Raw genomic sequence first — 12,133 nt, 5'->3', positions numbered from 1 at the left:
AAAAAGCCCAAGTGATCCATTGGAAAACTAGGGCGATGAAATATAGATTTGATGACATTGTGGTTATTTTACTTTAGAAAGCAAATTATCCCGATTAACTTTCTAAAGTCATCAAGCTGGCATTGCCACCTGCGGCAGCAGTATTAATGCTGATTGCACGTTCAATTACAAGACGATCTAAAGCAACAAGATCATTCACATGGTTTAAATGTGAAATGGCAATAATTGCACCTGAGCGTTGACTGATGAGGTGTTGTAAATCAGCTAAGCCCTTGACATCGCCATGGTGTAATACCGCATCAAACTCTGCGCTAGCGATATCATCGATGAGCGTAATGTGGTGGCGGATGTCTTGCGGGAGTTTTTGCAAGAGTTGTAAGCCAACGGCATTCTGATTCGACATCACAGCATGGCTTCCTACTGCAAAAACTGCAGCAAGTTGTTGTAAATAGGCATGTTCATGTTGTGCTGTAACAAATATTTTAGCTCTAGGCAAAATAGAATACTGGTTGGATTCACCTGTTGGACCAGGCAATGCATATAAACCTGTGATATTGGCATAATGATTTAATTTAAAATCAGTAATATGTTGTTTCGTCCAAATCTGTAAAGCATTATAAATTGGATTAATTTCTGTTTGATTTAAAGCTTTAACAATACCGAAAGGTTGTGCTGATAAATCACACTTTTGCATTAATTTATAAAGGTAAAGAGGCCCACCTGCTTTAGGTCCTGTACCTGATAAACCCTCACCACCAAAAGGTTGTACGCCAACCACTGCACCGACAATGTTACGGTTAATATATAAATTTCCAACTTCAGCATGTGCAATGGTCGTTTGAATAGTTTCATCAATTCGTGTGTGTAAACCCATGGTTAAACCATAGCCTTTATCATTGATTTGCTTGAGTAATTGTTTTAATTCACCATATTTATAACGAATAATATGTAGGACAGGGCCAAACACTTCACGTTTTAAGTCATTCAAATTGGGCAATTCAATCATCGTTGGCGTGATAAAAGTACCTTGATTGCTTTTTAAATCTGTCTCTGCAAGTGCTAATTGATGAGTTGGATATGCTTTGCTGCGCATCATTTCAATATGTTTTTCAATATTTTGCTGTGCTTCAAGATCAATTACAGGACCAATATCGGTTTTAAGGAAAATGGGATTGCCTAGGTTGAGTTGTTGCATGGCACCTTTAAGCATTTTTATTAAGACTTCGGCATTGTCTTCTTGCACACAAAGTACACGTAGCGCAGAACAGCGTTGTCCCGCACTGTCAAATGCTGAATTTACAACATCTAAAACCACTTGCTCAGTGAGTGCGGAAGAATCCACAATCATAGCATTTTGTCCGCCCGTTTCTGCAATGAGCGGAATCGGTTGACCTGTGGGGCTTAGTCGTTGTGCGACGGTTTTTTGTAAAATTTTGGCAACTTCAGTTGAACCTGTAAACATAATGCCTTGAATGCGATCATCTTGGGATAGCTGAGCGCCAACGGTTTCGCCACGCCCTGGCAGTAATTGCACGACATTTTTTGGAATGCCTGCTTCCCATAAAATCTGAATGGCTTGTGCGGCAATCAATGGCGTTTGTTCAGCAGGTTTGGCAATGACGGTATTTCCTGCAACTAAGGCTGCGGCAACTTGCCCTGTAAAAATTGCCAATGGAAAATTCCAAGGACTGATACACAGCACGGTACCTAGTGCTTGTAATGTGGTATGTTTTGAAACATTTTGCATTTGTGCAGCATAATAGCGGAGAAAATCTACAGCTTCACGGACTTCTGCAATGCCATTGCTATAAGTTTTACCACTTTCACGACACAGCAGCAGCATCAATTCTTCTAAGCGAGCTTCCATCAAGTCGGCAGCTTTAAATAAATATTCTGCACGTTGATTTCGATCCGTATTGTTCCAACTGTCACAGGCAGCTTGTGCATTGTCCAAAGCAAGATCAACGTGTGTTAAATTTGCTTCTATCACCGTACCGACAAGGTCTTGATGGTCAGCAGGATTACGAATTTCAATTTTGGGTAACTCAAGCAAAGTTAACGGGTCGAGATTTGCAACCAAACTATGGCTATGCCATTGATACGTTGCGATTTTTTGCGCTGTACTATTGAGCTGCGCCAATTCGCTGTCATTGCTCAGATCTAAGCCAAATGAGTTTTTGCGTATGGGTTGTAATAGATCTTTTGGTAAGGCAATGGCAGGGTGCTTCATACCGACGATGCCATCGTGTTGTGCATTTTCAGCAATTTCGTGTATAGGATCTTCAATCAAATCTGCGATTTCGATATTTTTATCGGCAATACGATTTACAAAAGAGGTATTCGCTCCATTTTCCAATAAACGGCGTACTAAATATGCCAATAGCGTTTCATGATTGCCGACAGGCGCATAGATACGACAAGGCACGCCAAGTTTATTGTCTTGAATATTTCCAACCACTTGTTCGTATAATGGCTCACCCATGCCATGCAGGCATTGAAATTCATATTGACCTAGATAATATTTGCTTGGATCAGCCAATTGATAAATTGTGGCTAAAGTTTGAGCATTGTGTGTTGCGAATTGCGGATAAATTTGTTGAGGCGCAGCCAATAATTTTTTAGCACAGGCAATATAGGACAGGTCTGTATGTACTTTACGCGTAAAGACAGGATAATCACGCATACCATCAATTTGTGCTTTTTTAATTTCACTGTCCCAATAGGCACCTTTGACTAAGCGAATCATGAGACGTTTTTGGCTACGTTTAGCAAGATCAATAATATAATCGACCACGTAGAAGCAACGTTTTTGATAGGCTTGGATCACAAAACCAATGCCTTTCCAATCATTGAGTGCAGGTTCAAAACATAGGCGTTCTAATAGCTCTAAGGACAACTCTAAACGGTCCGCTTCTTCAGCATCAATATTTAAACCGATGTCATATTTTTTAGCTAAAAGTGCAAGATTTAAAATACGCGGGTAGAGTTCATTGTGTACACGTTCGATTTGCCCACGCTGATAACGCGGATGCAATGCTGACAATTTGATGGAAATACCTGCACCTGTATAGACATCTTTGCCTTCAGATGCTTTGCCGATCGCATGGATGGCTTGCGTATAATCATCAAAATAACGATCTGCATCATGCTCAGTCAGTGCAGCCTCACCCAACATGTCATAAGAATAACGAAAACCTTTATCTTCAAGCACTTTGGCATGATCCAACGCTTCTTCGATGGTTTCACCTGTGACAAATTGTTCACCCATCATACGCATGGCGACATCAACAGCCTTACGAATAATACCTTTACCTGTACGTGCTAAAAGCGAAGTTAGAATACTCGATAAACTTTTTTGTTTCGGGGTTTCCATCAGTTTGCCCGTCAACATCAGTCCCCATGCTGCGGCATTGACAAACATTAAATTACTTTGCCCTAAATGTTCTTTCCAATCACCTTGGTTAATCTTGTCACGAATTAATAAGTCACGGGTGGCAGTATCAGGAATACGTAGCAATGCTTCTGCTAAACACATCAGCGCAATACCTTCTTGCGAAGACAACGAAAACTCTTGTAATAGCCCTTGTACGATGCCTGCTTTGCCTGAAGAATTACGACGTTCTCTCAAACTATGTGCCAAATTAAATGCAATATCATAAATTTTTTGGCTCATTTCTTCTGAGATCTGAGTATGGTCTAATAAATTTTCCACACACTCAGGTTCAGGGCGACGCCATGCCGTATTGATTGCTGTTTCAAGCTGGGTTTTTTCTTTAAATTCAGTAATGTAGTTTGGGTTTAAAGGTGCAGAATCCATAGGCGAAGTGATTTCCATCATGTTCATGTCAACATCCTGTGACGCTAAATTTATCTTGAGTGAATTACTTTATATAATTTATGATTACAGAATATTCATAGTGAAACTCACTATAATTAAGCTAATTTTTAGAGAATAATTCGAATGGACAGTGGATTTTTAAGCCTAGACCGCATAGATATCAAGATTTTAGATATTTTGCAAAAAGAGGGGCGGATTTCAAATACCAAACTTGCAGAAGAAGTCAATTTATCAGCCACTGCCGCGTTGGCACGTGTGCAAAAACTGACGGCAGAAGGCTATATTTTAGGGTATGAAGCCAAGCTCAATCCTGTGTTATTGGGGGCAAATTTTGTGGTTTTTGTGGAAATATTATTGGATAAAACCACACCAAATGCTTTAGATGCATTTTCTGATGCAGTGGTGCAATATCCTGAAATTATGGCATGTCACATGATTAGTGGTGGCTTTGATTTTTTAGTCAAAATTCGTTGTGCCAACATGGATGAATTTCGTCGCATCTCAGGCAGTGTATTGTGGCAATTGCCGGGGGTAAAGGAAACGCGCAGTTATCCTGTCATGGAAGTCATTAAAGACAGCGCACAGTTACATTTAAACTTGAAGCCACGCATTAAAAAATAAAAAATGCAATAAAAATGGGGCTGAATGCCCCAGATTTAGAGAGTCCATTACAACCCGAAAGTATGTGAATGGCTTATTTTTGATTTAAATTTTGCATTTCTTGTTTGTAAATATGATCGGCTTGTTCAAAACGCTCGACAACCTGTTTTGAAGGTGCTTTGCCCAATAAACTTACAATCACAATACTTAAAAATGATAGCAAGAATCCGGGCACAATTTCATATAAACCCGTACTTTGCTTTAAGGTCATTTCCCATGCGATGACGGTAACAGCCCCAACAATGACCCCCGTAATTGCGCCATTCAATGTCATTCGTTTCCAAAATAGCGACAAAATAATGAGAGGACCGAACGCTGCACCAAAGCCTGCCCAAGCATATTCTACCAAGCCCAAAACCTTACTGTCTGGTTTAAATGCGAGAATAATTGCCAAGACTGAAATGGCCAAAACCATGAGACGGCCAACCCAAACCAATTCATTTTGTGAGGCATTTTTACGGACAAAGCCTTTGTATAAATCTTCAGTGAGCGTACTTGAACAGACCAAAAGTTGACAACTTAAGGTACTCATTACCGCAGCTAAAATTGCAGCTAAGATCACACCTGCAATCCATGGATTGAATAAAATTTTGGTTAATTCAATAAAAATGGTTTCATGATTTTGAGTCACGGCGCTCGCAAGATTGGGATGAGCTTGAAAAAAAGCAATACCAATATAACCCACAGCAATTGCGCCACCTAAACACAAAATCATCCAAGTCATGCCGATACGACGTGCATTGGGGATGGTACGTACTGAATCTGCTGCCATGAAGCGCACCAAAATATGAGGCTGTCCGAAATAGCCTAAGCCCCACGCACAAGAAGAAATAATCGCCACAGCACTTAAACCTGAAAATAAATTTGAAGCATGTGGGCGTGCTGTTTCCAACAAAGACGCAAACTGAGAAACATCACCGATTGCTAAATATGCCATGATGGGGGTGATCAGTAGGGCAAAAATCATTAAACCTGCTTGGAACGTATCTGTCCAACTGATTGCAAGAAAGCCACCGATACACACATAACTGATGGTTGCAATCGCACTGATCCAAAGTGCTGTGCTGTAATTTAAACCAAAAATACTCTCAAATAATCGTGCACCTGCCACCATGCCTGACGCACAATAGATTGCAAAAAAGATTAAAATGACCAGGGCAGAAATTGCACGCAATACTTTCTTTTTATCATCAAATCGACTGGTAAAATAATCGGGAAGGGTGAGCGAATTGTTTTGTACTTCGGTATGTACCCGTAAACGTCCTGCCACCAATAGCCAATTGAGCCATGCCCCAATAATCAAGCCAATCGCAACCCAAGCTTTTGATAAACCAATTAAATAAATTGCCCCAGGTAAGCCCATTAACAGCCAACCACTCATGTCTGATGCACCTGCTGAAAGTGCGGTGACCACACTGCCTAAACTACGACCTCCTAAAATATAATCAGAAAAATCTGAGGTTGATTTGTAAGCATACAGTCCAATGGCGACCATTGCGATGATGTATAACATAAATGTTATTACGGTTGGATTAAGAAAACTCATAGCTTCATCCTTTGTCCTTTGGATTGTGTCCGTCCAAGAATTATTTTTATCGTGCTTCGTTGAGATGCAGATTCAAACATGGATACAAAAAAATTAGCTGTAAGTTTTCTAACGCATTTCATCAATAGTTGTGTTGCAAATTGTAATTTTGTTTACAAAGTAGGGGGTGTCATCAGACCTTAGTCTATACACATGAAAAAAAGCATCTATTGCAAATCAATAGATGCCGTAAAAAGAAGAGAGAAAGTAAATTGGAAATGATTAACTTAAGATGTTGAATGCACGTAAAGATGAATATTTCTTAGTTTCTTGCATGAATACTTTCTAAAGTATCTACCAATGTGCGTGTGGTCTGATCAATTTCAAAATTAAGCAGATCACCAACTTTTAAGTCTGAAAAATTGGTTAAGCGGATGGTTTCAGGAATAAGATCGACTGAAATTTGATTTTGTGTTTTATTGACATTGTTCACGGTCAAGCTGCAACCATGTAAGCCAATAAACCCTTTTAAAAAGAAATATTTGATTTTTTCATTTGGAATTTCAATATCTAAATGCAGTGTTTTACCATTTTCAACGATATTTTTAATCTGCGCCATTCCTTCGATATGTCCATAAATGTTATGTCCACCATTTTCCATGCCGACTTTAAAAGAACGCTCGACATTGACCAAACTATTTTCTTTTAAATGACCTAGTGTGGTGAGGGATAAGGTTAAATCTGAAATATCAAAACTGACTAAAGTTTTTTCTTCATTCATCCCCGTAACGGTCAAGCATGTTCCATCAATCGCAACACTGGCACCGATAAACACATCATCTAAAAAGTTTTGACGGTTTTCCACAAAGATTGTGGTATAGCCTTGATGTTTGTCGATGCGATGAATTTTTTCAGTGCCTAGTACGATACCTGTATACATGTCCAATCTCGTCATGATATTAAAAACTTGACTATTAATAACATAAATTTGCACTGTTGCAGTGTGATTGACATGATAAATGCCTGAAAAGATTCCTCCTTGATTGTAAAGGAGGAATTTTCAGCTCTATCATGATTTCAGTTTTATGTTGCAAAGAACACTAGACGATGAATTAACTTTCGAGTAATACAGAACCATATTTTTCACGAAGGTCTTTTTTCAACATTTTACCTGTACCTGTTAAAGGAATAGCATCTACAAAGACTACTTTGTCTGGAATCTGCCATTTTGCAATTTTATCTGCATAATAATTTAAGAGATCATCTTCAGTGACGTTGGTGCCTTGCTGTTTGATCGCAATCACTACAGGACGTTCATCCCATTTTGGATGTGTCGCGGCGATGACGGCAGCCATCGCAATTTCAGGATGGCTCATGGCTATATTTTCTAGTTCAACAGAGGAAATCCACTCACCGCCTGATTTAATTAAATCTTTGGCACGATCACTTAGGAGTAGATAACCATCTTCATTGATCGATGCGATGTCACCTGTATCAAACCAGCCATCAGTAGTTAACGCATTTTCAGATTTACCATAATACGATTCGATAATCCAATGCCCTTTAACTTGTAGGTTACCTGTAGTGTGACCATCACGCGCAACTTCTTGTGTTCCTTTTTCTTCATCTGTAATGCGTAAGTCGACGCCAAAAGGTGGGCGACCTTGCGAAAGGCGAACAGTGAGTTGATCTTCAGCAGACAATTTTTTATGTTTGGCTTTGAGTTGATTACTTGTACCCAATGGACTCATTTCAGTCATTCCCCAAGCATGAATGGTTTCACAGTCATATAAGTCACGGAATGCTTTCATCATCGCAGGTGGACAAGCGGAACCACCGACAACATTGTGTTTTAAACTCGCAAGTTTACTGCCACTTTGTTTGGCTGCTGCCAATAAGCCTTGCCAAATTGTCGGCACGCCAAGTGCAACGGTCACATTATAGTCATCAATCATTTGGACTAAACTGGCACCATCTAACCCAGGACCTGGCAATACAAAAGTACAACCGACCATTGCTGCAGCATAAGGTGTACCCCAAGCATTTACATGGAACATTGGGACGACAGGCAACATGACATTATTGGCAGAAAGATTTAATGAGTCAGGTAAACAAATGGCATAAGTATGCAAAATTGTGGAACGATGACTATATAAAGCACCTTTCGGATTTCCTGTTGTTCCTGAGGTGTAGCAGAGTGAACTCGCGGTATTTTCATCAAACATAGGCCATTCAAACTCTGCTGAATGTTCTGCGATCAGTGCATCATAAAACTTCACATCAGGGAGTACTGTTGCGACATCTTGGTCAAAAGCACTTAAACAAATAAAATGTTCCACACTTGGAGTATGTGCTTTTACGGCATTGATTAATGGGAGGAATGTTTTATCAAAGAGTACGACTTTGTCTTGTGCGTCATTAATAATAAAAATCAATTGTTCTGGAAATAAACGAGGGTTAATCGTATGACAAACCATACCACTGCCTGAAATTGCATACCAAGATTCTAAATGACGGTGATTGTTCCATGCGATGGTGGCAATACGATCGGCATGTTTGGCACCTAAACTGGTTAAGGCATTGGCAAAACGTTTTGAATTCTCAGCAACATGTGTCCAGTCTGTTGTGGTTATAGTGCCATCGGTATTTTTAGAAATAATTGCGGTATCGCCATGATAACGAGCAGCATGTTCGATTAAATTACTAATCAAAAGCGGCTGAAACATCATATTTCCTTGCATACAATCATCCTTTTAATTTTGTTGTGATTGATCTATTTCATTTGTGCTTATTTAATCCGTTCTATTTAAAAAATTATCAAATAGAAAAAACATATTTTTATCCTAACTAAAAAAAAACTGAATGCAATCAAAATATTCACAAAATTTTGTAACGAGGAAAAAATAAATTGATGTTGAAAAACAAATATTTATTAAATTATCATGATTTGAAAATAGCATTGCAATTTAGACGAAAATTTTGCGTAAATCTATGGAAAAATAACTTGAATTGGTACACAGATATGTTAAAACTATGAGACAGCCTTATTCAAAATAAATGTTTTAGGATAAAACATGAATAAGGTCAATCAACATAGGAGATGATGAATGCTACAAACTTTAAAGAAAATTTTGTGTTTACACCAATTTGAATATGAAATTGATGCCACTGCCACGGTGAAGAAAGAATGTCGTAAATGTGGGGTTTGTCACTGATTTTATATCCAAAATTTACTCGGGATATCATCGTATTATTGCTTTAAAATGAAGTCCTTTAAATGTATTTTAAATGCATAGTATGATGATATTAAATGCACTTCAAAATAAGAAAAAATAAAGTAAGCCTTCGTCTCTTTCAAATTATATTTCAGTTAAAATAAAAGCTTCTCATCATTTGAATTTTATGGGTATGTTGAAAGATTTTACTGCTGAAACTTATATTATTGATCAAAATCTTGTAGATACTTTGACGTGGCTTTGCCATCATCAAGGGTGTTTTGATTCCTTTGAATATGATGCATTTACCAAAGTATTGAGCGTACATCATGCCAATGGCACGGATATTTTACGTGAAGGCATGTTTTTAAATGCAAAATATGGGCTTTTGATCACTTCGCTGTAAAATTTTGAACTATAAACTTAAATCATCGCTTAAAAAAAATTAAAAAGCGATCTTGTAAAGATCGCTTTTAGACAGGTTATGTGATTTAAACGGCCATCGCGTCAACCGAAAGTTCGGCAGCTGTTGGTTTAGCTTTTTCCGCAATTAATCCTAACTTATTGAATAATTGTTTGTCCTTGCCTTCACCTGCATTGGGTGTAGTCAGTAACTTTTCACCACTAAACAATGAGTTTGCACCTGCCATAAATGCCAACGCTTGATCAGAATCACTCAATGCTTCGCGTCCTGCTGAAAGGCGAATATAGCTATGTGGCATGATGATACGTGCAACCGCAATGGTGCGAATCCATTCCGTGACATCGAGTTTTTCAACTTCTGCTAAAGGCGTACCATCAATCGGAACCAGCATATTGATTGGGACAGATTCAGGATGAGTGGGTAAGGTTGCAAGTTCTTGCAATAAACCAATACGGTCATTACGATTTTCACCTAAACCCACAATTCCACCGCTACACACTTTCATACCTGCATTACGTACATGATCTAAAGTATTTAAACGATCATCGAAAGTACGCGTGGTGATGATATGAGAATAGTATTCACGTGATGTATCAAGGTTATGGTTGTAATAATCTAATCCAGCTTCATGCAAACGTTCTGCTTGAGACTGATTTAACATTCCCAAAGTCATACACGTTTCTAGTCCAAGTGCTTTGACTTCACGCACCATTTCAAGAACATAAGGCATATCACGCTCATGTGGATTACGCCAAGCAGCCCCCATACAAAAACGAGATGAACCCGATGCTAATGCTTCTTTAGCTTCACTGATCACTTTGTCGACAGCAATGCGCTTTTCAGCTTCTAGTTTTGAATCATAATGCGCTGATTGCGAGCAATATTTACAGTCTTCAGGACATTTTCCTGTTTTAATTGAAAGTAGAGTGCTGACTTGGATAGTATTCGCTTCAAAATGATTGCGATGAATCTGCTGTGCTTTAAACACTAAATCTAAAAATGGTTGTTCATATAAGGTTTGGATTTCTTCACGTGTCCAATCATTTCGTACTAAAGGCATAAGTCAAATCCCTGATAAAATATTACTATCTCGATGTATCATACACAAAACATGCCAAAGCCAATGGGCAAAAACATCCAAATGGTTATTGGTATCTTGACTTAAGATTAGCATATAAATTAAAAATAAAAATAGTGATTTAGTTACAAACTTTGCGGTTTTTCTTGTCAGATCGTGACATAAAATATTTTTGTATTTAGGTGAACTTCAGAGTATTCGCTTTTAAAAAATGAAAATAACCCTGATTTTGCAGAGAACGTGCTTTGCTATTGAAGTTGTAAAAATGAGTAATTTGGCGCAAAAAAATTAAAAATTATTTTGATTTACGCTGCTGCTCTGCGATAGCCCAGTCAATATGAACTTGCACAATCTCATCATGATGTGAGCGATGATGTTGCAAAGCCCGTAAAATTTCAGTTGAAAAGGGTGCATTTCCTAAACCAATTGCAATATTTCGCATAAAGCTTTGGTAACCTGTACGGCGAATGGGGCTGCCTTCCGTGCAGTTTAAGAAAGTCGCTTCATCCCAGTGCCAGAGATCTAAAAGTGAAGCATTGTCTAAACCATGTCTTGGATAAAAATCTTCAATAGGGGTTTTCTTGGCAAAACTATTCCAAGGGCAAATGAGCTGACAATCATCACAACCAAACACACGATTACCAATACCACGTCTTAATTCCTCTGGAATAATACCTTTATATTCAATCGTTAAATAAGCAATACATTTGCGCGCATCTAACATATAGGGTTCAACAATCGCCTGAGTGGGACAAATATCAATACACGCTGTACATGAGCCACAGTGCTTTGTTGTCGGCTGATCAAAAGGGAGTTCTAAAGATGTAAATAACTCACCGAGAACAAAAAATGAACCTGATTTTTTATGAATGAGTAGAGTGTGTTTACCTGTCCATCCCATACCTGCATTTTCAGCCAAAGATTTTTCAAATACAGGTGCGGAATCTGCAAAAGGGCGAGATTCAAAATCGCCAAATTTTTCTTTAATTTTATTGGCTAAAGTTTTGAGACGCCCACGCATGACCTTATGATAATCTCGTCCAAGCGCATAACGCGCAATGATTGCTGAATTGGGTTCGTCGGGCACATAGCGCGGTTTAGGTGTTTCCACTAAATAGTTCATCCGCACACAAATAATGCTTTTGGTGTTTGGCACTAATAAAGTCGGGTCAGCACGTTTTTCTAAATTTTCTTCTAAAAACTTCATATCACCATGATAACCACGTTTTAAATATTCCTTAAAACGTACTAATTCTGCTTGAGCATCTGGTTTGGCAATGACACAATCAGCAAAGCCAAGTTGCAAGGCTTGCTCCTTGATCCAACTTTTGAGTTGCTCAGGATCAATGTGTTGTAGGGCGATGTGTGTTGAAGATGAAGAAGCCGACATAGA

General features: G+C 38.6%; 8 protein-coding genes. 2 read left to right on the top strand and 6 right to left on the bottom strand.

Features of this window, described 5'->3' with window-relative positions; translation table 11 throughout:
- Positions 1–94: 94 nt before the first annotated feature.
- Complete coding sequence (gene putA, locus HUV91_RS05215; RefSeq protein ID WP_217431188.1) at positions 95–3,844, bottom strand: trifunctional transcriptional regulator/proline dehydrogenase/L-glutamate gamma-semialdehyde dehydrogenase; 3,750 nt, start codon at positions 3,842–3,844, stop codon at positions 95–97.
- Positions 3,845–3,961: 117 nt separating this feature from the next.
- Here putA and HUV91_RS05210 point away from each other — a divergent pair, with 117 nt between their 5' ends.
- Positions 3,962–4,459 carry an Lrp/AsnC ligand binding domain-containing protein gene (locus tag HUV91_RS05210; protein WP_130073664.1) on the top strand — a complete coding sequence of 166 codons (498 nt, stop codon included), beginning with the start codon at positions 3,962–3,964 and terminating at the stop codon, positions 4,457–4,459.
- Between the two features lie 73 nt (positions 4,460–4,532).
- On the opposite strand, the gene putP is transcribed toward HUV91_RS05210, so the two are convergent.
- The 3 genes from putP to HUV91_RS05195 all read right to left on the bottom strand — a co-directional run bounded on the left by putP (position 4,533) and on the right by HUV91_RS05195 (position 8,764).
- Positions 4,533–6,044, bottom strand: coding sequence for a sodium/proline symporter PutP (gene putP / locus HUV91_RS05205; protein ID WP_174492762.1), 1,512 nt, complete (start codon positions 6,042–6,044; stop codon positions 4,533–4,535).
- A gap of 301 nt (positions 6,045–6,345) precedes the next feature.
- The gene (locus HUV91_RS05200; RefSeq protein ID WP_130073662.1) at positions 6,346–6,963 is read right to left on the bottom strand and encodes a riboflavin synthase subunit alpha; all 618 of its coding nucleotides are present in this window, start codon (positions 6,961–6,963) and stop codon (positions 6,346–6,348) included.
- A 172-nt stretch (positions 6,964–7,135) separates the two neighbouring features.
- Positions 7,136–8,764, bottom strand: coding sequence for a long-chain-fatty-acid--CoA ligase (locus HUV91_RS05195; RefSeq protein WP_174492761.1), 1,629 nt, complete (start codon positions 8,762–8,764; stop codon positions 7,136–7,138).
- Between the two features lie 667 nt (positions 8,765–9,431).
- Between HUV91_RS05195 and HUV91_RS05190 the strand changes: the two genes are divergently transcribed.
- Positions 9,432–9,644 carry a hypothetical protein gene (locus HUV91_RS05190; RefSeq protein ID WP_130073660.1) on the top strand — a complete coding sequence of 71 codons (213 nt, stop codon included), beginning with the start codon at positions 9,432–9,434 and terminating at the stop codon, positions 9,642–9,644.
- An 85-nt stretch (positions 9,645–9,729) separates the two neighbouring features.
- On the opposite strand, the gene bioB is transcribed toward HUV91_RS05190, so the two are convergent.
- Together bioB and queG are read right to left on the bottom strand one after the other, a co-directional pair.
- Entirely contained in the window at positions 9,730–10,722 is a 993-nt protein-coding gene (bioB, locus tag HUV91_RS05185) for a biotin synthase BioB (protein ID WP_174492760.1), read from the bottom strand.
- Positions 10,723–11,035: 313 nt separating this feature from the next.
- Positions 11,036–12,130, bottom strand: a complete 1,095-nt coding sequence (gene queG, locus HUV91_RS05180) for a tRNA epoxyqueuosine(34) reductase QueG (RefSeq protein WP_174492759.1) — start codon at positions 12,128–12,130, stop codon at positions 11,036–11,038.
- Between the last annotated feature and the right edge of the window lie 3 nt (positions 12,131–12,133).

Origin of the sequence: Acinetobacter sp. Marseille-Q1623, from assembly GCF_902809895.1 — a bacterium.
In the GTDB taxonomy this organism is placed as follows: Bacteria; Pseudomonadota; Gammaproteobacteria; order Pseudomonadales; family Moraxellaceae; genus Acinetobacter; species Acinetobacter piscicola_A.
This window is presented reverse-complemented; position numbering and strand designations above follow the sequence as displayed.

Bases quoted from the DNA above. Each gene is read 5' to 3' on its own strand.
- HUV91_RS05210 (WP_130073664.1), top strand. From the start codon at position 3,962: ATGGACAGTGGATTTTTAAGCCTAGACCGCATAGATATCAAGATTTTA.
- bioB (WP_174492760.1), bottom strand. From the start codon at position 10,722: ATGCCTTTAGTACGAAATGATTGGACACGTGAAGAAATCCAAACCTTA.
- HUV91_RS05200 (WP_130073662.1), bottom strand. From the start codon at position 6,963: ATGTATACAGGTATCGTACTAGGCACTGAAAAAATTCATCGCATCGAC.
- HUV91_RS05195 (WP_174492761.1), bottom strand. From the start codon at position 8,764: ATGCAAGGAAATATGATGTTTCAGCCGCTTTTGATTAGTAATTTAATC.
- putA (WP_217431188.1), bottom strand. From the start codon at position 3,844: ATGAACATGATGGAAATCACTTCGCCTATGGATTCTGCACCTTTAAAC.
- putP (WP_174492762.1), bottom strand. From the start codon at position 6,044: ATGAGTTTTCTTAATCCAACCGTAATAACATTTATGTTATACATCATC.
- HUV91_RS05190 (WP_130073660.1), top strand. From the start codon at position 9,432: ATGTTGAAAGATTTTACTGCTGAAACTTATATTATTGATCAAAATCTT.
- queG (WP_174492759.1), bottom strand. From the start codon at position 12,130: ATGTCGGCTTCTTCATCTTCAACACACATCGCCCTACAACACATTGAT.